The following is a 21,840-nucleotide window of genomic DNA, read 5'->3' as shown; positions in this document are numbered from 1 at the left end:
CCTCCTTATTTCTTATTAAATTCCATGGATACTACCTTAGATACACCCTTTTCTTCCATAGTAACTCCATAAATCATATCACTGGTTTCCATGGTTCCTTTTCTGTGAGTTATTACTATGAATTGTATGTTCTCAGAGAATTTTTTTAAAAATTCTCCATATCTAAGTACATTAGCATCATCTAACGCTGCCTCAATCTCATCTAGTATACAGAATGGAGTTGGCTTCATCTTTAGTATTGCAAATAGTAGTGCAATGGCTGATAAAACCTTCTCTCCTCCTGAAAGTAGATTTATATTTTGAAGTTTTTTTCCTGGTGGCTCTACATCTATTTCAATCTTACAAGTTAGCTCATCATCACCTTGAAGACTTAAATCAGCACTTCCACCCTTAAATAACTCCTTAAAAGTCTCATTGAAGTAAATCCTGAGCTGCTTAAAATTCTCCATAAACACATCTCTCATCTTTTCAGTTATCTCGCCTATGAATTCAATTATTTCTTCCTTAGACTTAACTAAATCTTCCCTCTGTGTGCTCATAAAAGTATACTTTTCATTTACTTCTTTAAATTCTTCTATGGCTCCTAGGTTAACTACTCCAAGAGCAGTTATTCTCTTTTTCAATTCTGCAACTTCATTCTTTAATATAGCTATATCATAACCCTCTAGTTTAAAGCTTAATCCTTCTGCAAAGGTAAGATTATACTCTTCATTAAGCTTCTTCAATAGAACTTCTTCTTCTGATTCAATTTTAGCCAAAGAAATCTGATTTTTATGAATTTCTTTTTCTAGTTTATCTAATTGTAAATCAATATCTTCAATTTTTGAAGTTATAACTGGAATTTTATCTTTTATCTTTAACTTTTCTACTTGGGTTTCTTCAAAAAACTGCTCTAACTCCTTAAGTAACTTAATAATTTCCTTAGTATTTTCAGTACTTTTAGATATGTTTATTCTATATTCTTCCTTAGCTAAAGTGGATGTTTCTATATTTTTCAAATTGCTTTCAACTAGCCTTTTCTCAATATCTACTGCCTGGGTCATCCTATCTAATTCTTGAATATTATTACTTATAACTTCTAAAAGCTTTGCTTTATTTATTTTTATAGAGGTTAATTCATCTTTAATGGCATCTATATATAAATTTTTCCCTTTAGTTTTATTGTTATGCTCATCATATTGACCTTCTAATTCAATTACCTTATCTTTAAGCTGAGTTAATTCCTGCTGTGAAAAAGTTAATTTAGCTTTTAAGGCTTTAATTTTCTCCTCTTCCTTACCCAGATTTTCGCTAGCTTTTTGAAGTTCTCTTTTGTTTCTTAGTTCCTCTTCTGTAACCCTGGATATTTCACCCTTAATCTTTGTTATATTAATACTCTCGTAATGTATTTCATCTCTTAAGTTAAGACCTCTATCATCTAGTTCTTTAATCTTAACATTAACTGATGTTATTTCTTCATTCTTAAGAGCAACTACTCCGTGACTTTCTTCTACTTCCTCAGTTAATTTTTCAATTTCTCTCTTTCTACCAATTACGTTAGCATTTTTAGAATAACTTCCTCCCGTTAGTGATCCCCCCGGATTAAAGACTTCTCCATCTAAAGTAACAATTCTATATTTATAGCCACAAACTTTAGATATATGTAGTCCATTATCCATAGTATCACATACAAGAGTTTTGCCCAAAACTTGATCGATTACACCCTTAAATTTATCTTCAAATTCTATAAGTTCACTAGCTATGCCTATATATCCCTTAGTATCCCTTACAGTTTTATCTACCACTAGGTTCTTACCCTTTACTATATTTATAGGCATAAAGGTTGCTCTTCCTATTTTACTACTTTTCAAGTAATTAATAAGATTTTTTGCTATGTGTTCATCCTTGGTGACAATATTAGATATGCTAGCTCCCATAGCAATCTCTATAGCTCTTTCAAACCTCTCTGGAACCTTTATTATATCTCCAAGTACATAGCAATCCTCATTTGCTCTATAATCTTTACTATTCTCTATGTGTTGCATTAGAAGTTTTACAGATCTATTGTATCCTTCATAGGAATTCTCTAAAGTTACCAAAGCATTTAGCCTAGCTTCTTTATTTCCTTGCTCTCTCAATATTTCTTTTAATTTTTTTTCTAAGATCTCTAAGTCATGCTTACACTTAGATAGTTTTTTTCTATTTTCCTTAACTTCCTCTTCATATTTCTCAATACTAATACTAGCCTTATTCTCTTCTTCTATTAAATGATTCTTAGTCTTGTTATTTATTAATATAGAATTTTTAAAAGTTTGAACATCTAATATTAAATTTTCTACATTTCCACTACTAATTTCGATATTATTTTTTAAAATATCTATTTCGCTAGTTTTAGAATTAATATTATTATAGTACTTAAATTTTATCTCTTCTAATTCCTTCAATTTATTATTATCACTAGTTACACTATTTAATACATTTGTTAATTCTAATTGTTTTTTTTCTATTTTATTATTTATGTCTAATTCTTCTTCTTTTAAGGCAGCAATACTCTTTCTTTGGTTTTCTATTTTCAAATACGCCTCTTCAAGATATTGATTTTTTTGCATTATTTCACTGTTTAATCTATTTATACTGTCTTCTAAATGTAATATTTTTTCTTCAAAGAGTTTAACTTCTCCAATTACTCCTTGATGTTTATTTTGACTTTCATAATAAATCTTTTTCTTTTCTTCTAAAATATTATTTAAAGCTTCTAGCTCTTCATTATTATTTTCATAAGCTAGTTTTAATTCACATTTTTCTTTCTTCAAGGTTTCTATATCTGTAGTTACAGCATTTATTGTGTTGTTGTATCTATCTATGTTAATTTTAGTTTTTTCCAAAAAATCTATGATTATATTAACTTCCTTTACTTTTATCTCTTCAGAAGCTTCTAAAAATATTTTGGCTTTTTCACAATCTTCTTCTAAGGATGGAAGCCTTTCTTCATAGGTAGAAATAATATCATTTATTCTAATAAGATTTTGCTCCGTGTTATCTAGTTTCTTCTCAGCCTCTTCTTTTCTTGTTTTATATTTTACTATACCTGCTGCCTCTTCTAATAACTTTCTTCTATCCTCTGACTTAGCACTTAAGATTGCATCAATTTTACCTTGTCCTATTAAGGAATATCCTTCCTTACCTATACCTGTATCCATAAATAAAGCTTGTACATCTTTTAATCTACACACAGTATTATTTATTAAATACTCACTTTCACCTGATCTATATAATCTTCTTGCAACGGTTACCTGAGAATAGGCTATATCTAAGTCAGAATCGCTATTATCTAAAGTAAGAGAAACTTGAGCAAGCCCTACAGGTTTTCTATATTGAGTACCTGCAAAGATTACATCTTCCATTTTATCTCCTCTAAGATTCCTAATACTTTGTTCACCCAGCACCCACCTTACAGCATCTGAGATATTACTTTTTCCACTTCCATTGGGACCTACAACTACAGTTACACCTTTTTTAAATGTAAGCTCTGTCTTATCTGCAAAGGATTTGAATCCTCTTATTTCGATAGATTTTAAGAACATCTATTCACACTCCTAAGCTCCTAAGATTATAGGTAAAATAAGTACTGCAGCCATAGCAATGCATATACAAGTAGTTATTATTTTTATATACTTTTCTCTTTTCTTCTTAGTCATCCTCATAAAATCCACTCCTAACTTTAATTTAAAGAAAATATCCTATAATCTTACTAGGATACTTTAAAATATATATTTACTTTAGCCTATATAATCAAAAGTTTTATTGATATTTAAGTTTTAAATAATCCTTCTGATTAATTATATCTAACTTTGTACCATTATAAAACCCTATGGAAGACTTTCCTATATTTCTTTCTTGAGTTACAAAAATTTCTTTACTCTTTAATTTTTTTAGAAGCAGATTAAAATATTGCTTTTTATTAGAATAAAGCTTAGATATATCTTTAGGGTTTATATATATTTTGAACTTATCCATTTCTTTATCTTTATAGTAATCATAAATCATATCACAGTAGACACTACTCTCCACCAGCTCTCTAAAAGCAGGATGAAAAGGTCCATCTACCACATCTCCATCAGCACTAATCTCCTCTGTAGGTTGAAGTCCAATTCGGATAACCTTTATATCATTACCCTCCATCATTCCATAGACTATCTTACTTATATCTACAGCTTCCTCTAAAGTATATGGTTTATATAGGCCTTCCCTTAAGAGCTTTTCCATAGGAGTTTCCTTAATAACTAGGGATGGGTATATCCTACAGATATCTGGATTCATAGAAATACTTTTTCTTGTAGTTTCAATATCCTTCTCTCTTGTATCTCCTGGGAGTCCTAGCATGATTTGATGCCCTAAGGTAAATCCATATTCTTTTATTAATTTTGACGCCTTCTCCACATCTTCTGAACTATGCCCTCTTCCTGATTTATGTAAAACTTCTTCATCTAAGGATTGAACTCCTAATTCTATAATATCTACATCAAAACTTTTTAGGTGGTTTAAAATCTCTTGGTCTATATAATCTGGTCTTGTGGACAATCTTATAAATTTAATCTTTCCTATTTTTTTATAGTTTTGAGCTACTGATAATAGTTCTCTTTGGATGCACATATTAATTCCTGTAAAAGTACCACCGAAAAATGATACCTCAATTATAGCATCACTACTATCGATAGTTTCTAAATAGTCCTCTATGGTTTTTTTTACATAAGCACCGTCTACACTTCCTGCGCTACCTGCTGACCCTGCATCTCCTGTAATACTATCCTGATTACAAAACACACAAGTATGAGGACATCCTATATGAGGCACAAATATAGGTATAATATAATGATTTTTACTCACTAATATCACCCCTCTTAATTAGAACTTCCCTAGCGGCCATTTGTTCAGCTTCTTTCTTACTATACCCTGAGCCACTTCCTTTAGCTTCGCTATTAATTAAAACCTTCACAAAAAATTCTCTTCTATGAGGTGGTCCTTCAAAATTAATAAGAGAATAAGAAATATCTACATCTCCATTCTTTTGTAATATTTCTTGAAGCTTTGTTTTATAGTCTAAAATTATCTCGTTTTTAACTGCTTTAATAATAATTGAATTGAAATTTTTAAGGACAAACTCCTTAGTTACTAAAAGTCCTTCATCTAAGTATACTGCAGCAATAATAGCTTCTACAGCGTCAGCTAAAATTGATACTCTAGTTCTACCACCGGTTAATTCTTCACCTTTACTCATATAAATGTATTTTCCTAGTTCCCACTTCTTAGCTATTTCAAATAAAGAATTTTCACATACAATTAAAGCTCTTACCTTAGTAAGGTATCCTTCTGTTTCATCTATGTGATTAGTAAATAAATATTCAGATATAATTAATTCTAAAACTGTATCTCCTAAAAACTCTAATCGTTCATTGAAGGCAGTGTTTCTTTCATTAGCGTAAGAACTATGAGTTATTGCTGTTTGTAATAAAGTTAAATCTTTAAAGTCAATACCTAATTTATTTTTTAATTCTAATGTACTTTTTAATATTTTCATCTTTTTACCTCTTTCGCCAAGGTTTATTCTTCAATTTATCTAAATAACCTACCAACTTAATATTATTATTCAAGTAAATAAACTCAAGTGGATAAATTCAAGAATAAATCTAAAAATAAGGTTCCGCATTTCTACGGAACCTGCTGATATTATTCTTCTACTCGTGCTTTTATATAGTCAACTACATCTCCAACACTAGTTATTTTTTCTGCATCTTCATCAGGGATTTCCATGTCAAATTCCTCTTCAAGGGCCATAATTAACTCAACTAAGTCCAATGAGTCTGCTCCTAAATCATCAACAAATCCAGAGTCCATAGTTATATCATTTTCATCTATGCTTAGTTGCTCCGCGATTTTTGCTCTTATCTTTTCAAACATTTTATATACCTCCTAAAAATTCAATATAATATCACTATTTAATATAATAGCATATTGGATAATAATCAACTGTTTATTTTCAAATACTATATTATAATATACTAAACCTACAAAATTTTATTCACTTATTTTAATTTTTTTATTTTTCTTCTTTAAAAGCATCTTTAACTTTATCTAATACTTTTGTATCATAGTAGGTTTTAGAAAGTTTAATTGCATTTTTTAAAGCCTTGGCATCGGAGCTTCCATGAGCTTTTATGCAAATACCATCAACCCCTAAAAATGCAGCTCCACCGTATTCTTTATAGTCATAGTGCTTTTTAAATTTCTTAAATACAGGCTTTAATAATAGTCCGCCTATTTTTGTTGTTGTGGAACTCATTATTTCATTTTTAAGCTCACTTAATATAGTTTCTGCAACGCCTTCATACATCTTTAATACGGTATTACCTACAAAACCATCACATACAAGGACATTTACCTCTCCTTTAGGAATTTCTCTCGGTTCTACATTTCCTATAAAATTTAAATTCTCTTGTTTTAAAAGTTGATAAGCTTCCTTGGTTAATTCATTTCCCTTTTCTTCCTCTGATCCTATATTTATAAGACCTACAGTAGGATTTTCAACAGATAATACACTTTCAAAGTATACCTTACCCATTTGAGCAAACTGAGTTAAATAATGGGGTTTACAATCTGCATTAGCTCCTACATCTATTATCATAAATGGACCATTTTTACCTGGCATAACTGGTGCTAGTGCTGGTCTACTTATCCCTTTAATCCTCTTTACAATAAGAGTACAGCCTGCTAAGAAGGCTCCTGTACTTCCAGCAGATACAATGGCATCTGCTTCCTTATTCTTAACTAATTCTAAAGCTTTAACAAGAGATGAATCCTTCTTAGTCTTTAGAGCTTTTACTGGTGCTTCATTAGTTGAAATAATTTCAGTAGTATTTAAAATAGTTATTCTTCCTTTTGTATATTCATATTTTTCTAATTCTTTTTTTATAAGATCTTCTTGACCTGTAATTATTATATCTATATCATATTCTTTTTGTGCAAGAACACAACCTTCTACTATAGCTTCAGGTGAATTATCTCCACCCATTCCATCAACTACAACCTTCATAGTAACTCCTTTCATGATTTTAAAATATTTAAATACATTATATATTTTTTTCATTTAAATTTCCACATAAAAATAAAAAGAAAGTCTATCGACTTTCTTCTTATTCCTCAGTTGAAACAACTTCTCTATTCTTGTAGTAACCACAGTTCTTACAAACTCTGTGAGCAAGCTTCATTTCGTGGCATTGAGGACACTCTACTATTCCTGGTAAACCAAGTTTAAAAGTTTGAGCTCTTCTTGAATCTCTTCTTGCTTTTGAAAATTTTCTAGCTGGATTTCCCATTATTACACCTCCTTATGGTTAGAAAACATTTGTGATAGCTTTTCAAGTCTAGGGTCTACATAAAAATCAGTACAAGAACATTGTCCTAAATTTAAATCTTTCCCACAAGTCTGGCATAAGCCTTTGCAATCCTCTTTACATAACCTTTTAACAGGTAATTCAAGAAGAATACTGTTTTCAATAATTTCATAAATATCTATATTCTCAGTATTGGTTGAGATAATCTCACAATCATCAGTGTTTGATATTTCTTCTTCTATGTGCACCTTAACTTCATAAGAAAAAGCTTTTGTACATCTAGAACAATTTAATAATACTTCAGTATCTACGTCACCAACAAGTTCTATAACTTCCTTTTTGCGACGCAAAAACCCATTAAACTTAATAGGCTTGGAGTATTTTACCATCTCACTACCATCGTAAAACTTATCTTTCTCAATTTCGATATCTATATTCTTTCTCTCATAGTTCTTATCATTTAAATCTTTAAAGTTTATAATCATAACAACACTCTGAAAAAACATAATATACCTGTTTTTTCTCATATAACTAAGACTAGTTATATATAATGCAAAATGCATAGCTTGAGTAAAGCTCCAACTTCCCTCCTTAAGTTAATTAAATATATCATTCAAACACAAGTTATTATATAAATTATACCGATAAAAGTCAAGGTAATTTACACATGTATATTTTTTCCTTAAGATAAAAAGCTAATTTTTTACTCAAGCTGATAAATATTTTTTACTATTTTGAAGTAAGTTCTTTAGTATCTCTTGCTATTACTAACTCTTCATTTGTAGGAATAACAAATACTTTTACTTTAGCTCCATCTTTGCTTACTTCTGTAGATTTTCCTCTAACATTATTCTTAGCATCATCTATTTCAATACCTAAGAATTCTAAGCCTTTACAAATTTCTGCTCTAGTTTCTATAGCATTTTCTCCAAGTCCTGCTGTAAATACAACTGCATCTACTCCGCCCATTGCTGCAGCATAAGCACCGATCATTTCTCTTACTCTGTAGTTATATACATTTAAAGCAAGAATAGCTCTTTCATTTCCTTCTTTAGCAGCATCTTCTATATCTCTAAAGTCACTACTTACTCCTGATAATCCAAGAACTCCTGATTGTTTGTTCATTAAATTATCAACTTCTTTAGCTGTCATTTTTCCTTCATTCATTAAGAATGTAACTATAGCAGGGTCAATGTTTCCACATCTAGTTCCCATTGCTATTCCTTCAAGTGGAGTGAATCCCATACTTGTATCTACACAATGGCCATCTTTTATAGCAGCTAAGCTAGCTCCGTTTCCAAGATGACAAGTGATGATTTTAACATCTTTTATGTCTTTGCCCATTAATTTAGCACATTCTGCTGATACATATTTATGTGATGTTCCGTGGAAACCATATTTTCTTATTCCATACTTAGTGTATAGCTCATATGGTAGTGGGTACATATAAGCAGTTTTTGGCATTGTTTGATGGAATGCTGTATCAAATACTGCAACCATTGGAGTGTTTGGCATTAAGCTCTTGCAAGCATTAATTCCAATTATGTTTGCTGGATTATGAAGTGGTGCAAGTTTTACACACTCTTCTAAACTTTCCATAACTGCATCATCAATTACTACAGATTCTGAATATTTTTCTCCACCATGAACAACTCTGTGTCCTACTGCTGATATTTCATCCATTGAAGAAATAACTCCATGGTTACCATCTACTAATGCACCTAAAACTAATTTTATTGCATCTTTATGGTCAGCCATTGGTTGCTCTATTATATATTTATCTCTTCCTGGAACCTTTTGAGTTAAAATTGAACCTTCAATTCCTATTCTTTCAACTAATCCTTGTGCTAAGCTCTCTTCTGTTTCCATGTTTATTAATTGGTACTTTAATGAAGAACTTCCACAGTTTATTACTAATACTTTCATTCTCATTTCCTCCTGACGCATTTGTAATATATTAATATATCATTATATTAGATTACAATATATTTTTAATTAAATCAATATAATATTTATTTACTATTTTGCGCTTGCACTGCTGTAATTGCTACAACATTTACTATATCATCTACACTACATCCTCTTGAAAGGTCATTTATTGGTTTTGCAAACCCTTGACATACTGGGCCTATAGCTTCAGCTCCTGCAAATCTTTGAACTAATTTATATCCAATATTTCCTGCTTGTAAATCTGGGAATATTAAAACATTAGAATTTCCTGCTACTGTACTATTTGGCGCTTTAAGACTTGCTACTTTATCAACTATAGCTGCATCTAATTGTAATTCTCCATCTATTGCAAGATCTGGTCTAGCTTCTTTTGCCATTCTTGTAGCTTCAACAACCTTATTTACATTTTCATGTTTAGCACTTCCCATAGTTGAGAAAGATAACATTGCAACCTTTGGATCTATTCCACATAGAGTCTTTGCATTTTCTGCTGTACTTATAGCTATTGATGCAAGCTCTTCTGATGTTGGATTAGGATTAACTGCACAATCTCCAAATAATAGAGTACCATTATCTCCATATGGAGAATTTTCAAGTTCCATAACGAAGAAACTTGAAACAACTTTTATTCCTGGAGCTGTTTTTATAATTTGAAGTCCTGGACGTAATAAGTCCCCTGTGCTATGTACTGCTCCTGAAACTAATCCATGGGCATCTTCTAGTTTAACCATCATTGTTCCATAATAAACTGGGTCCTTAACTGTTTGTAATGCTTTTTCCTCTGTAACGCCCTTATTCTTTCTAAGTTCATAAAATGCTTTTGCATACTCTGCAGTCTTAGGTGATACTTCAGGATCTACAATTTCAATTCCCTCAATATTTACCCCGAAATTCTTAGCATTTTCCTTAATCTTATCCTGGCTACCTACTAATATAACTTTAGCTATTTTATTTTTATGGATAATTTCTGAAGCCTTTAAATTTCTTTCTTCTTCACCTTCTGGAAGTACTATTGTCTTCATCTCTTGTTGTGCTAATTTCCATACCTTTTGTGTAAAACTCATTTTTCTTACCCCTTTCAGTAAAAATATTCTAAATATCCCTTATTACTATACCCCTTTTCATATATATTTTTCAACCTCTATATTGAATTTTTTTGACTTAATTTAATAATTAGGCTATGATAATTAACATTTTTTTGATATAATCTATGGTTATATGAGTACAGGAGGTAATTTAAATGAAAATATCAGGAATTATTGTGGAATATAATCCTCTTCACAATGGACACCTTTTTCATATAAATAAAACTAAAGAATTGACTAATAGTGATTTAATTATTGCAGTTATGAGTGGAAACTTTAATCAAAGAGGTATTCCTTCTATAGTAGATAAATGGAAAAAAACTTCAATGGCTTTAAATAACGGGGTAGATATTGTTTTAGAACTCCCTGCAATATACAGCCTATCTTCTGCGGAATTCTTTTCTTATGGTTCCGTAAGTCTCCTTAATAGTCTAGGTATAGTAGATTCAATTTGCTTTGGAAGTGAAGCAGGTGATATAGACTTTCTTAAAGAAGTATCTGATCTACTAGTAGAAGAACCTCCTTTATTCAAGTCCTTGTTGAAAGAAGAATTAGATAGAGGATTACCTTTTCCAAAGGCTCGTTCTTCAGCTTTAATTCATTATTTAAATAAAAAAAATTACTATAATGAAAAAGACTTAGCTGATTATCTAAATTCTTCTAATAATATTTTAGGTGTTGAATATCTTAAGAGCATAAAAAAACTTCATAGTAATATTGTACCCTATACCATAAAAAGGGAAGGTGGAAATTACAATAGTACCAATTTAAATAATATCTTCTCAAGCGCTACTGCTATTAGAAAATCCTTGAAATCAAATACTTCAATGGAAGAATTAATATCTCATGTTCCTCCTAGTGTTTACGAGGATATGGTAGAACTTAAAAATAAAAATTATAATTTTCCCTTTGATTACATGATGTATCCATATATAAAGTATAAGGCTATAACTAGCAAAACCAACTTTTTCGAATCAATTCCGGACGCTTCTGAAGGTCTCCATAATAAGATATTAGCTTCCATAAAAGACGCTAAAGATTATGAACATTGTATTGAAATGATAAAAAGCAAACGATATACCTATACTAGAATTAGTAGAATACTATGTCAGTATTTCCTAGGCTTTTATGAATACAATACCTTAGAAATGCGTAAAGAACCTTGTCCATATGCTCGTATTTTGGGCTTCACTAAACATGGAGCTATGGCATTAAAATCAATGAAGAACAATTCTTCTATACCAATATATTCAAAACTACCAAAGGATATAAACCCTACCTTAAAATTAGATTTACAATGCACTAGTGGCTATAGCATTCTAAATCCTTCCATAAGTGCTATGGAAGATTATCTACAAAGCCCGATTATATTATAAACATAATTCTTCAAGGAACCATACTAAAACAACCTAAATCTTAGATTATTTTTTAGTGAATTGTTTTGAAAGTACCTTGAAGATTTTATTTTACCTATATTTTGTTATCATATATTCCCAAGATAAAAAATATATTTAAGTATATCAATTTAAAAGGATTATTTAAATGAAGGCATTATTTTTTATTGTAATTGCGCTTATTATATTTTTAATATATTTATTATTTAGAAAATCATCAAAAAACCTTCTGCTTACAACAATATTTTCTCTCTTAATTATTTATATCATACTAAATCCTAAAGATTGCATAGCCTTTACTATAAATGGAGCTAAACTGTTTTTTTACTCGGTATTTCCATCACTATTCCCCTTCTTGGTCATAGTTAACTTAATTTTTTCTTTTGGGGGTATAGAAATTTATTCAAAGTTTTTAGGTAAATTACTATGTACCCCTTTAAGACTACCAAAGGAGTGTAGTGTAGTTATTTTAGCTAGTTTGTTTTGTGGATATCCTCTTGGGTCCAGATATGCTTGTGAACTCTATGAAAGGAAGGTTATTGATAAACCAACTTTTGAAAGACTTTTAAATATAGCCACCAATGGAAGCCCTCTGTTTATTATAGGTACTGTTGGTACTGCAATGCTCCATAGTGCATTTTTAGGTTATATCCTTCTTATTTCTAATGCTTTATCTTGTATTGTTATGGGGTTAATATTACCTACTAAAAAGACTAATAAATATACTATATATAGCAATTCTTCTGTTGCTGCCACACAGATAAAAGAAAGCCTTAACTTCGGGGTAGCCATGAAAAATGCCCTTGAAGATGCTACCAAAACCTGCTTATCAATAGGTAGCTTTGTAGTTATTTTCTCTGTAATTATAAACATAATAAAAAGCAGTGGAATATATCACACTGCCCTTATTTCTTTATGTAGTTCTGGTATTATTAATTACAATCTACTTGATGGAATCTTCCTTGGATTTATAGAAATTACAAATGGATGTAACATTGTAGCTACAAGCCCCTTAACCCTAAATATTAAAATTCTTATATGCAGCTTTTTAATAGGTTTTAGTGGGTTATCTATAACCTTCCAAGTATACTCCTTTGTTTACAAATATAAGGTATCAATGAAAAAATATATACTTCTAAAAGTTGTTCAGGGAATAATATGCACCTTGATAACATTGTTATTTTTAAAGCTACCATTTTCTCTAGTTAATCAGGAAACTTTTTTCATAAACAATACTATGCTATCATCTAAACCAGGGTTTTTGGTCCTACTAATATTTATATTTTCTATTCCTGTAATATTTAAAAAGTTACGAGATTGTTTTTAGTCATTTCCTAATTCTTTAATATTTTCTCTTACCTTAGATGTAGTGGAAGAAATTTCTTTATATAATTTTACAAGCATTTCTTCCATTTCATTTTGTATAACTTTTAAAGACTCTTCTCCTATAATGTCTATATCCTTTTGTAAATTACTTAAAGTGCTGTCTGCATAATTCATAACTCCAAATTTTAAATCCTTAGCTTGCTTATTAGCTTCACCTTTAATTTTTTTAGCTTCCTCATTAGCACTTTCTAATATTTCTTCTGCTTCTTTTTTAGCAGCTACTAACACATCACAGTTTTCATATTCTTGTTGTGCTCTTTTTCTACTATCCTGAATAATACGTTCTGCTTCACTTCTTGCTTCGTCTAAAATTATTTCTTTACGATTCATTAAATTTTTAGCTTCTTCAAACTCATCTGGTAGCAATTTTCTCATTTCATTAAGAGTTCTTAAGACTTCTTTTTTATTAATAGATACTTTACCTACTAAATTCTTTGGTGACATGTCAATAGTTTGTTGTAGATAATCTAATAGTTCTAATACCTTCACTATAATTCCCCCTCAAAACTTTTAGCTCTCTCTCTAATTTCATTTTCTAACTCTTTTGGAATTAATCCATCCAAGTGTCCCTTAAACAAAGCCACTTGCTTTATAGCTGATGAGCTAAGATAAGAGTACTTAGAGTTGGTCATCATAAACATAGTTTCTTTTGTTTTATCAAGCTTTTTATTCATTAGTGCCATTTGAAACTCATAATCAAAATCTGACATAGATCTAAGTCCCTTAACCATTACATCGCTGTCTTCTGCTTCCATAAAATCCACTAAAAGACCTGTAAAACTTTTTACTTTTACATTTGGTAAAGCTTTAACCACTCTCTCAATTTGATCAATTCTTTCTTCAATGCTAAACCAGCCACTTTTGTTAGGATTTAGTAATACAGCTACTGTAACCTGATCAAATACGTATGAACATCTTTTTATAATATCTAAGTGACCATTTGTTATTGGGTCAAAACTGCCTGGATAAACTGCTTTAATCATTTTTTACTCCTTAAATTCATAGAAACATACAGTGGTGTTTCCGTATTTTCTTTGGTCTATTAAAACGATGTCTTCATAACCTTCACAAATTTCTTCACCTGAATCTATTTTCGTTACAATTAAGCCATCTCTTTGTAGTAAATTATGTTTTTTTATAAGTTCTAGAGCTGGTGGAATCATATCTTTTGCATAAGGTGGGTCTATAAATATTAAATCAAATACCTTGCCTATTCTCCCAAACTCCTCTAAGTATTTGTATGAATCACCCTTATAAGATGTACAGAAATCTTCAAACTTTAAATTTTTAATATTTTCTTTTAAATATTTATAAGTTACATCTCCCATGTCTATTAAATGACACTCTTTAGCTCCTCTACTTGCAGCCTCTAGACCTAGGCTTCCTGTACCAGAAAACTGATCTAAAACTATACTGCCTCTTACTTTATTTTGTATTATGCTGAAAATTGATTCTTTAACTCTATCTAGAGTAGGTCTAGTGCCCATCCCCTCTGGTGATAGTAACTTTCTTCCTTTAGCTTTTCCTGCAATTACTCTCATTTTTATCTCCTTTGACCTTAGTTAAAGCAAATATAACTAGTGCTTTTCTCTAAGTTAATCATTATTTCTTTAAGTATTCTTTTGTTTTCTTCATCCTTGTTATTAATAAATTTTTTAGCTTCCTGATTTGCTATTTTAAATAGTTGAAAATCCTCTGATAAATCACTAAGAATTAATCCATTTTCACCAGATTGTCTAAGTCCAAACATTTCTCCACTTCCTCTTAATTTTAAATCTTGTTCCGCTATATAAAAACCATCATTGCTATTTTTCATTATGTCCATTCTCTTTTTAGTTGTTTCACTTTTTATATTAGCTACAAGAACACAATAAGATTTATGAGATCCTCTTCCAACTCTTCCCCTTAACTGATGCAATTGAGATAAACCAAACCGCTCTGCATTTTCTATAATCATAACCGTTGCATTAGGTACATTTACACCTACTTCAATAACCGTAGTGGATATTAACACCTTAATATTTCCTTCTTTAAATTCATTCATAATTAAATTTTTGTCTTTATTACTCATTTTACCATGAAGAATGGCGATTTCCATACTTTTAAAGTAAGTTTTTTTTAGTTCTTCATATAATGCTGTTACAGAACTTAATTTCATATCTTCATTTTCTTCAACCAATGGACAAACTACATAAATCTGTCTTCCTTTTTTTATCTCCTCTAAAGCAAAGTTATATATTCTCCCCTTTTCCTGAGTCGATAAGTAATAGGTATCTATGGGTTTTCGCCCTGGTGGTAAAGTATCAATTATCGATACTTCTAAATCTCCATAAAGATATAAACATAAAGTCCTTGGAATAGGTGTAGCACTCATTACAAGTACATCAATATCTTCACGCTTATTTCCAAATCTAGTTCTTTGACCAACACCAAATCTATGCTGTTCATCAGTTATTATAAGTCCTAAGTTTTTAAACTGGACATTATCTTCTATTAAAGCATGAGTACCTATTATTAAGTCTATCTCACCTTTTAATAACTTTTCTTTTATAAGGTTTTTATTTTTTTCTGTGGTACTACCTGTTAGTAACTCTATGGTAATATTAAAATCCTTAAAGACTTTTTCTGCCTCGTAGTAATGCTGTTTTGCCAATATTTCTGTAGGCGCCATCATGGCACCTTGATACCCATTCATAATAACATTAAAAAGGGCAATAAAAGCAACTATAGTCTTACCACTACCTACATCTCCTTGAACTAATCTATTCATAGGACTAGGTTTCTTTTGATCTCTTAATATTTCTCTAACAGTTCTAGTTTGTGCATCTGTTAACTGAAAAGGCAACTTATCCTTTAAAGCTTTCAGATCCTTTGATATAGAAAAGGAGATTCCCTTAGAATTAATACTTCTATTTTTTAAGGCCATAAGCTTTAAAGAGTATGTAAATAACTCTTGAAACTTTAATCTTTTTCTTGCCTCTTCTAATAACTTTAAACTTTTAGGATTATGTATATTTCTTATAGCACTATCCAAAGACATAAAATCATGTTCATCCAAAATTGACTTTGGTAAATTTTCTTGTATTTTTACTGTGTTTAAAGTTTCTGTAACAATTTTATTTAAAAAAGTATTAGAAATATCATCTCTTAAGGGATATCTTGCCATAATATCTGTACTCTCTGTAGTAGTATTCCTCATTATGGTTCCATTTTTAATTATAAAATCTCTACCTTGTTTCTCTATAATGCCACTTATAACATATCTACTGCCAATTCTAAAACTACTTTTCACATAGGGCTGATTAAACCATATTCCCTTAACTAATCTGCCTTTATGAATAAATCTAATGGTTGTAAGTATTTTGCCTGTTTTTGTCCTTATGTCAGGTAAAATTCTCTCCACTCCAACTTCCAATATTATCTTTCCCTTAGAATCCACTTCATCTAAATCTTCAACAATAAAGATACTCTCATAATCCCTTGGAAAGTATAACAATAAATCTAAAATACTATATATTCCACATTTACTCAATTTCTCAGCCATTTTAGGCCCTACACCTTTAATGGCTGTAACACTACTATAAATATTCACCTTATCAACTCCATATGGCTAACATAGAAAAAAAGCCCTAAGGCTTTTATTCTACTGATGTAATAAAATAGTATAATGGTTGCTCACCATTAAAACATTGAACATCCATCTCTGGATATGCTTCTTCTAATTCTGATATTAACTGGTTAACCTTATTCTCTTCACAGTCTTCACCATAGAATATAGTAATAAGCTCGCTATCTTCATTTACCATGTTTTCTATAAGCTTTTTACATACAGCATATACATCCTGACCTATTTCATTTATTTTTCCTTCTAATAATCCTAGAATATCTCCCTCTTTAATATGTCTACCATTGTCTTCGGTATCCTTAACCGCATAGGTTACAGAACCAGAAGTAACAGTTTCTATAGTTTCATTCATAGCTGCTTCATTTTCTTCTGAAGAGCCATCTGGATTAAACATAGTTATAGCTGTAATTCCTTGAGGGATAGTTTTTGTAGGAATTACTATAACCTTTTTATCTTCTATTAAATCTACAGCTTGTGTAGCTGCCATTATTATATTTTTATTATTTGGAAGAACAAATACTACCTCAGCATTAATTTTATTGATACTATTAACTATATCCTCTGTACTAGGATTCATAGTCTGACCACCTTCAATAACCTGATCTACGCCAAGATCTTTAAATATTGAAGAAATCCCGTTACCTCTAGCTACAGTTACAAATCCATAAGCTTTAGGATCTTCTTTTATTTCTTCCACTACTGCATCATTGCTACTTTCATCTATTCCTAATAAAGATCTGTGTTGTTCTCTCATATTTTCAATTTTAATTTTTGAAAGATCTCCAAAGGTTACTGCTTTAGATAAAACTGCTCCTGGATCATTAGTATGAACATGAACCTTAGTTATATCCTCTAATCCTACAAGAACTAATGAATCACCTTGAGATTCAAGGAAATCTTTAAATTTTGGTATATCTTTTACTTCATTAAGTATGATAAACTCTGTGCAGTATCCAAATTTAATATCTTCCGGAGCCATGTTTAGCTCTGGAATATCATAATTATTTTCTGACTCACCTTCTAAATCATTAATTAAAGAAACTTCACTTTTATTTTTTAGAACTTCTAACATACCTCTTAATATTATTAATAATCCCATTCCACCAGCATCTACTACCTTAGCTTGTTTTAACTGTGGTAACATTTCTGGAGTCTTATCAAGCATCTTTTTACTTTCTTCACATACTTCTTCAAATAATTCAACTATGTTTTCAGCTTCACTGCAGATAGCAGCTTCTCCTGCCGCTCTAATTATAGTTAAAATCGTTCCTTCTGTTGGTCTCATAACTGCTTTATAAGCAAAATTTGAGCCTTCTACAAAAGAATTCTTAACTTCCTCTATAGTTGCCTCCTCTGCATTTTCAAGTCCCTTTGCCATACCTCTTAAAATCTGAGAAAGAATAACTCCAGAGTTTCCTCTAGCTCCCATTAAAGCACCCTTAGCTAACCTCTTAGATACTTCTCCTATACCCTTATTCTCTAAACCTTCTATTTCTCTAGCTGCAGCCTTAAAGGTTAAAGACATATTTGTTCCTGTATCTCCATCAGGTACTGGGAATACATTCAAGGAGTTTACATATTCTTTCTGCTTCTCTAATGCATTTGAAGCACTTTTTATCATATTTGAAAAATCACGTCCATTAATCTGTGTATATGCCACTTTATGTTCCCCCTTAAACTCTAATGCCTTGAATATTAACAGTAACTTGAGAAACCTTAACACCTGTAAGATTTTCTAAATTGTATCTAACTGTTTGTATTATATTATTAGCGATTACTGCAATTTTAGTTCCATATTCAACAATTATATATAGTTCTATAGCTATAGCATTCTCTTTTTGAGTTATTTTAACTCCTTTTGCTAGGTTTTCAGCTTTTAATAATTCCCATAAACCATCCTTAGCATTCTTTAAAGCCATGCCAACAACTCCATAGCATTCCATGGTTGATACACCTGCTATATTAGCTATTACATCTTCAGAATAGTATATATTTCCTATTTCAGTTGTTATATTAGCTTTCATAATCAATTCCTCCTTAATTATACCTTATAAACATTTTATATTAACTTAAGATTTAATTCAACTAATATAATTATATATATCATTGAATTTTATTATAACAATATGTATAATATAATGGTATGTGTTTATTTTTCTTAATACTTGCAACAATCATAGTAATTATGTTAAAATAACTTGTGTTTGATTTATAGCAGTATGTTGAAATTTTGAGGAGGTGTAATATATGTCAAGAAGATGTGAAATATGCGATAAAGGTGTAGTTTCAGGAGTACAATTCTCTCACTCTCACCGTCAATCAAAAAGAAAATGGGCTCCAAACTTAAAAAAAGTTAAAGCTATAGTTAACGGTTCACCTAAGACAGTACACGTTTGTACTAGATGCTTACGTTCTGGTAAGGTTCAACGTGCCGTTTAATTGGTAAAAAAAATGCAACTACCTTTATAGTTGCATTTTTTTATGTGCAAAATTAATAACTATGTTTTTTTCTTACAAAAATTTTAACTATTTTAGATAAAAACTTAGGTAGTTTAATTACTCTTATAGTCACCCTTTAACCTCCTTAACCAATTGTTAGCAAAACTTATTCATTATAAACCATCCAGCACATATAATGGCACAACCTATGGCTACCATCCACCCCCAAAATGGAATTAGCATAGCTAATACTATCCCTGCTCCTACAGAACTAACAATAAGTCCCAACCTTTTAGTTGTCCTACTCCTCATACTTACTTCCCCCATAAGCCTTTTTAGTATCATTATATGTATTGACGTAAAAAGTGGTACATAAATAAAAAAATTACAATCATCAATTGTAATAATGACTGTAATTCTATATTTTAAATTTATATTTTATGAATTCTCACTACTATAAGACATCCTTTAGAAAAAGTTATGCTAACTTTTTCCTCCTCAAACTCATTAGATACAGTGAGATTGTTTCCTTGTGCTAGTTCAAAATTCTTTAATTTATATTTGACTCCCTCTATAGTTAAATCATGGGTATCTTCTAAATAACTAAATAGAGAAAATATATCCCCTTTTTTCCCAAAGATATTTGTAGGTTTATCTATAAGATAGATTTCATTATACTCATCTATTATACGACAATCTATTGATTTTTTTAAACCTTCATTGAGAATACATAAATTTGCATAGAAATGATCAATTCTCTTCCCCGTACATCCTAAAAAAATTATTTCTGTAGCTCCTAACTCCACTGCCTTATTAAAAGCTATATGACTATCTGTATAATCCTTCTCTTTTGGAAATCTAATGGTTTTAGAGCTATTACTTATTTCTATATACGTTTTTTCATCAATAGAGTCAAAATCCCCTAACAAATAATTTGGATGTATTTTATGATTTAAAAGAACGTTAGCGCCTCCATCAGCTGCTATAATTATAGACTTTTCATTTATATATTTATCTAAAATCTTTTTACTTGGAGGATCTCCTCCTCCAACTATAACTGCTTGCATACTAAAACCCACTTTTTATATTACTTATATTTTTTTCTATTTCATTATTTTTAAATACTGCTGAACCAGCTACTATAGAATTAGCTCCACATTTTACAACTTTACTAACATTGGTTGCATCTATGCCACCATCTACTTGTATATATAATTCTTTATTATATTTATCCTTTAACTCTTTAACCTGTGATATTTTATCTACTGAATACTCTATATATTTTTGACCTCCAAATCCCGGATTAACTGACATGATAAGTACCATATCTAAATCTGGAATTAAGTTTTCTATCATAGAAACAGGAGTACCAGGATTTAATGCTACTCCAGCTTTAACTCCTAAGCTTTTAATATATTTTATAGTTCTGTCTATATGTCTATCTGCTTCATAATGAACTGTTATCATATCAGCTCCTGCATCTACAAAATCCTTTACGTATCTAGCTGGATCTTCAATCATTAAATGTACATCGAAAACTAAGGTTGTAAGATTTCTTATGGATTTTATAACAGGTACTCCAAAGGATATGTTAGGTACAAACATCCCGTCCATAACATCTATATGAACCCAATCCGCTCCATGTTTTTCTATTTCTTTAACCTGCTCTCCTAACCTTGAAAAGTCTGCTGATAATATAGATGGTGATAATTTTATCATTTTCTATTCCCCCTACTAATAATTTCTTCTAATGTTTTTATGTAGAATTCATATCTACTTTTATTTATTTGTCCAGATTCTACCTTTTGTTTTACTATACAACCTGGTTCTTTATAATGAACACAATTATTAAACTTACATCCATCTTTAAATTCTTCAAATTCTGGAAATAGATGTTGTAGTTCTTCTTTATCTATGAAATCTAATTCCAAGGAAGAAAATCCTGGTGTGTCAACTAAAAATCCATCTTCTATCCTTATAAGTTCACTATGCCTAGTTGTATGTTTTCCTCTTTTTAGTTTATCACTAATATCACCAGTTTTCATAGCATCTCTACCTAAAACTTTATTCAATATAGTAGATTTACCAACTCCAGAAGGCCCACAAAATACAGTAATATTACCCTTTATCTTTTCCTTTAACTGTTCTATGCCAACACCATGTTTTCCTTGTACATACATTATTTCATATCCAGCTTCATTTAACATATTACCTATTTCCTTGCTATAATCACTTTCAATGTCCATTTTATTAAAGCAAATAATAGGTACTACATGATTATACTCACATAAAACTAGAAATTTATATAATAAGCTTAAATTCAAATCTGGATTCTTACTAGTAACTACTACAAAAGCTTGAGTTACATTAGCAACGGCAGGTCTTATAAGTTGATTTTTTCTCTTTAATATTTCCGTTATAACACCCTTCCCATTTTCTTCTTCTATGATTACCTCATCACCAATCATAGGAGTTTCACCCTTATGCCTAAATTTTCCTCTGGCCTTACACTCTATAACTTCTTCTTCAACATCTACATAGTATAATCCACCAATTCCTTTAACTATTAAACCTTGCATATATTCCTCCTA

The 21,840-nt window shown here is 30.3% G+C and carries 22 protein-coding genes; 3 read left to right on the top strand and 19 right to left on the bottom strand.

Annotated features, from left to right (window positions below):
• Window positions 1-5: 5 nt before the first annotated feature.
• The 9 genes from smc to pta form a co-directional block, all read right to left on the bottom strand.
• Window positions 6-3,563 (bottom strand): chromosome segregation protein SMC, encoded by a 3,558-nt coding sequence (gene smc, locus ACTNBA_RS01070; protein ID WP_441071865.1) that lies wholly within the window; start codon window positions 3,561-3,563, stop codon window positions 6-8.
• Between the two features lie 217 nt (window positions 3,564-3,780).
• Window positions 3,781-4,866: an elongator complex protein 3 gene (locus ACTNBA_RS01065; protein ID WP_441071863.1), complete on the bottom strand. Its 1,086-nt coding sequence runs from the start codon at window positions 4,864-4,866 to the stop codon at window positions 3,781-3,783.
• A complete protein-coding gene (rnc, locus tag ACTNBA_RS01060; RefSeq protein WP_441071861.1) occupies window positions 4,859-5,557 on the bottom strand; it encodes a ribonuclease III in 699 nt (232 codons plus the stop codon). The genes ACTNBA_RS01065 and rnc overlap by 8 nt, the downstream gene beginning before the upstream one ends.
• A gap of 149 nt (window positions 5,558-5,706) precedes the next feature.
• A complete protein-coding gene (gene acpP, locus ACTNBA_RS01055; RefSeq protein ID WP_035132743.1) occupies window positions 5,707-5,937 on the bottom strand; it encodes an acyl carrier protein in 231 nt (76 codons plus the stop codon).
• A 139-nt stretch (window positions 5,938-6,076) separates the two neighbouring features.
• Window positions 6,077-7,069 carry a phosphate acyltransferase PlsX gene (gene plsX / locus ACTNBA_RS01050; protein ID WP_441072140.1) on the bottom strand — a complete coding sequence of 331 codons (993 nt, stop codon included), beginning with the start codon at window positions 7,067-7,069 and terminating at the stop codon, window positions 6,077-6,079.
• Window positions 7,070-7,169: 100 nt separating this feature from the next.
• Entirely contained in the window at window positions 7,170-7,352 is a 183-nt protein-coding gene (gene rpmF, locus ACTNBA_RS01045) for a 50S ribosomal protein L32 (protein WP_035132741.1), read from the bottom strand.
• Between the two features lie 2 nt (window positions 7,353-7,354).
• Window positions 7,355-7,855, bottom strand: coding sequence for a YceD family protein (locus tag ACTNBA_RS01040; protein WP_035132835.1), 501 nt, complete (start codon window positions 7,853-7,855; stop codon window positions 7,355-7,357).
• 244 nt (window positions 7,856-8,099) lie between these two features.
• On the bottom strand, window positions 8,100-9,296 hold the full coding sequence (locus ACTNBA_RS01035) for an acetate/propionate family kinase (protein ID WP_346885728.1): 1,197 nt from the start codon (window positions 9,294-9,296) through the stop codon (window positions 8,100-8,102).
• 86 nt (window positions 9,297-9,382) lie between these two features.
• Entirely contained in the window at window positions 9,383-10,384 is a 1,002-nt protein-coding gene (pta, locus tag ACTNBA_RS01030; protein ID WP_035132736.1) for a phosphate acetyltransferase, read from the bottom strand.
• Window positions 10,385-10,560: 176 nt separating this feature from the next.
• On the opposite strand from pta, the gene ACTNBA_RS01025 reads away from it, so the two are divergent.
• Both ACTNBA_RS01025 and spoVV read left to right on the top strand, forming a co-directional pair.
• Window positions 10,561-11,781 (top strand): nucleotidyltransferase, encoded by a 1,221-nt coding sequence (locus tag ACTNBA_RS01025; RefSeq protein ID WP_441071857.1) that lies wholly within the window; start codon window positions 10,561-10,563, stop codon window positions 11,779-11,781.
• A 166-nt stretch (window positions 11,782-11,947) separates the two neighbouring features.
• Window positions 11,948-13,126, top strand: a complete 1,179-nt coding sequence (gene spoVV / locus ACTNBA_RS01020; protein WP_441071855.1) for a dipicolinic acid transporter SpoVV — start codon at window positions 11,948-11,950, stop codon at window positions 13,124-13,126.
• On the opposite strand, the gene ACTNBA_RS01015 is transcribed toward spoVV, so the two are convergent.
• Genes ACTNBA_RS01015 through ACTNBA_RS00990 form a run of 6 tightly spaced genes read right to left on the bottom strand, consistent with a single transcriptional unit; the run spans window position 13,123 to window position 18,834 of the window.
• Window positions 13,123-13,674 carry a F0F1 ATP synthase subunit B gene (locus ACTNBA_RS01015; protein WP_035132729.1) on the bottom strand — a complete coding sequence of 184 codons (552 nt, stop codon included), beginning with the start codon at window positions 13,672-13,674 and terminating at the stop codon, window positions 13,123-13,125. The two genes, spoVV and ACTNBA_RS01015, sit on opposite strands and share 4 nt — an antisense overlap.
• Complete coding sequence (gene coaD / locus ACTNBA_RS01010; RefSeq protein WP_035132727.1) at window positions 13,674-14,168, bottom strand: pantetheine-phosphate adenylyltransferase; 495 nt, start codon at window positions 14,166-14,168, stop codon at window positions 13,674-13,676. The genes ACTNBA_RS01015 and coaD overlap by 1 nt, the downstream gene beginning before the upstream one ends.
• A gap of 3 nt (window positions 14,169-14,171) precedes the next feature.
• Window positions 14,172-14,726, bottom strand: a complete 555-nt coding sequence (rsmD, locus tag ACTNBA_RS01005) for a 16S rRNA (guanine(966)-N(2))-methyltransferase RsmD (protein ID WP_035132725.1) — start codon at window positions 14,724-14,726, stop codon at window positions 14,172-14,174.
• A gap of 17 nt (window positions 14,727-14,743) precedes the next feature.
• Entirely contained in the window at window positions 14,744-16,777 is a 2,034-nt protein-coding gene (recG, locus tag ACTNBA_RS01000) for an ATP-dependent DNA helicase RecG (protein ID WP_441071852.1), read from the bottom strand.
• Between the two features lie 46 nt (window positions 16,778-16,823).
• On the bottom strand, window positions 16,824-18,470 hold the full coding sequence (locus tag ACTNBA_RS00995; RefSeq protein WP_035132723.1) for a DAK2 domain-containing protein: 1,647 nt from the start codon (window positions 18,468-18,470) through the stop codon (window positions 16,824-16,826).
• Between the two features lie 13 nt (window positions 18,471-18,483).
• A complete protein-coding gene (locus tag ACTNBA_RS00990) occupies window positions 18,484-18,834 on the bottom strand; it encodes an Asp23/Gls24 family envelope stress response protein (protein ID WP_147519512.1) in 351 nt (116 codons plus the stop codon).
• A 223-nt stretch (window positions 18,835-19,057) separates the two neighbouring features.
• On the opposite strand from ACTNBA_RS00990, the gene rpmB reads away from it, so the two are divergent.
• Window positions 19,058-19,249, top strand: a complete 192-nt coding sequence (gene rpmB / locus ACTNBA_RS00985) for a 50S ribosomal protein L28 (protein ID WP_035132719.1) — start codon at window positions 19,058-19,060, stop codon at window positions 19,247-19,249.
• A 156-nt stretch (window positions 19,250-19,405) separates the two neighbouring features.
• On the opposite strand, the gene ACTNBA_RS00980 is transcribed toward rpmB, so the two are convergent.
• The 4 genes from ACTNBA_RS00980 to rsgA form a co-directional block, all read right to left on the bottom strand.
• Complete coding sequence (locus tag ACTNBA_RS00980; protein ID WP_198028577.1) at window positions 19,406-19,561, bottom strand: hypothetical protein; 156 nt, start codon at window positions 19,559-19,561, stop codon at window positions 19,406-19,408.
• A gap of 119 nt (window positions 19,562-19,680) precedes the next feature.
• The gene (locus ACTNBA_RS00975) at window positions 19,681-20,316 is read right to left on the bottom strand and encodes a thiamine diphosphokinase (protein ID WP_441071848.1); all 636 of its coding nucleotides are present in this window, start codon (window positions 20,314-20,316) and stop codon (window positions 19,681-19,683) included.
• Between the two features lies 1 nt (window position 20,317).
• Window positions 20,318-20,968, bottom strand: a complete 651-nt coding sequence (gene rpe, locus ACTNBA_RS00970; RefSeq protein WP_035132714.1) for a ribulose-phosphate 3-epimerase — start codon at window positions 20,966-20,968, stop codon at window positions 20,318-20,320.
• A complete protein-coding gene (rsgA, locus tag ACTNBA_RS00965) occupies window positions 20,965-21,828 on the bottom strand; it encodes a ribosome small subunit-dependent GTPase A (RefSeq protein ID WP_441071846.1) in 864 nt (287 codons plus the stop codon). The genes rpe and rsgA overlap by 4 nt, the downstream gene beginning before the upstream one ends.
• Between the last annotated feature and the right edge of the window lie 12 nt (window positions 21,829-21,840).

The organism is Clostridium sulfidigenes (genome assembly GCF_052067195.1).
In the GTDB taxonomy this organism is placed as follows: domain Bacteria; phylum Bacillota; class Clostridia; order Clostridiales; family Clostridiaceae; genus Clostridium_J; species Clostridium_J sulfidigenes.
The sequence above is the reverse complement of the archived record's forward strand: the minus strand, read 5'-3'. Positions and strand labels throughout refer to the sequence as shown.

Coding starts and splice junctions, on each gene's coding strand:
- smc (WP_441071865.1), bottom strand. CDS start 3,563: ATGTTCTTAAAATCTATCGAAATAAGAGGATTCAAATCCTTTGCAGAT.
- rnc (WP_441071861.1), bottom strand. CDS start 5,557: ATGAAAATATTAAAAAGTACATTAGAATTAAAAAATAAATTAGGTATT.
- acpP (WP_035132743.1), bottom strand. CDS start 5,937: ATGTTTGAAAAGATAAGAGCAAAAATCGCGGAGCAACTAAGCATAGAT.
- plsX (WP_441072140.1), bottom strand. CDS start 7,069: ATGAAGGTTGTAGTTGATGGAATGGGTGGAGATAATTCACCTGAAGCT.
- rpmF (WP_035132741.1), bottom strand. CDS start 7,352: ATGGGAAATCCAGCTAGAAAATTTTCAAAAGCAAGAAGAGATTCAAGA.
- ACTNBA_RS01040 (WP_035132835.1), bottom strand. CDS start 7,855: ATGATTATAAACTTTAAAGATTTAAATGATAAGAACTATGAGAGAAAG.
- ACTNBA_RS01035 (WP_346885728.1), bottom strand. CDS start 9,296: ATGAAAGTATTAGTAATAAACTGTGGAAGTTCTTCATTAAAGTACCAA.
- pta (WP_035132736.1), bottom strand. CDS start 10,384: ATGAGTTTTACACAAAAGGTATGGAAATTAGCACAACAAGAGATGAAG.
- ACTNBA_RS01025 (WP_441071857.1), top strand. CDS start 10,561: ATGAAAATATCAGGAATTATTGTGGAATATAATCCTCTTCACAATGGA.
- spoVV (WP_441071855.1), top strand. CDS start 11,948: ATGAAGGCATTATTTTTTATTGTAATTGCGCTTATTATATTTTTAATA.
- coaD (WP_035132727.1), bottom strand. CDS start 14,168: ATGATTAAAGCAGTTTATCCAGGCAGTTTTGACCCAATAACAAATGGT.
- rsmD (WP_035132725.1), bottom strand. CDS start 14,726: ATGAGAGTAATTGCAGGAAAAGCTAAAGGAAGAAAGTTACTATCACCA.
- ACTNBA_RS00990 (WP_147519512.1), bottom strand. CDS start 18,834: ATGAAAGCTAATATAACAACTGAAATAGGAAATATATACTATTCTGAA.
- rpmB (WP_035132719.1), top strand. CDS start 19,058: ATGTCAAGAAGATGTGAAATATGCGATAAAGGTGTAGTTTCAGGAGTA.
- ACTNBA_RS00980 (WP_198028577.1), bottom strand. CDS start 19,561: ATGAGGAGTAGGACAACTAAAAGGTTGGGACTTATTGTTAGTTCTGTA.
- ACTNBA_RS00975 (WP_441071848.1), bottom strand. CDS start 20,316: ATGCAAGCAGTTATAGTTGGAGGAGGAGATCCTCCAAGTAAAAAGATT.
- rpe (WP_035132714.1), bottom strand. CDS start 20,968: ATGATAAAATTATCACCATCTATATTATCAGCAGACTTTTCAAGGTTA.
- rsgA (WP_441071846.1), bottom strand. CDS start 21,828: ATGCAAGGTTTAATAGTTAAAGGAATTGGTGGATTATACTATGTAGAT.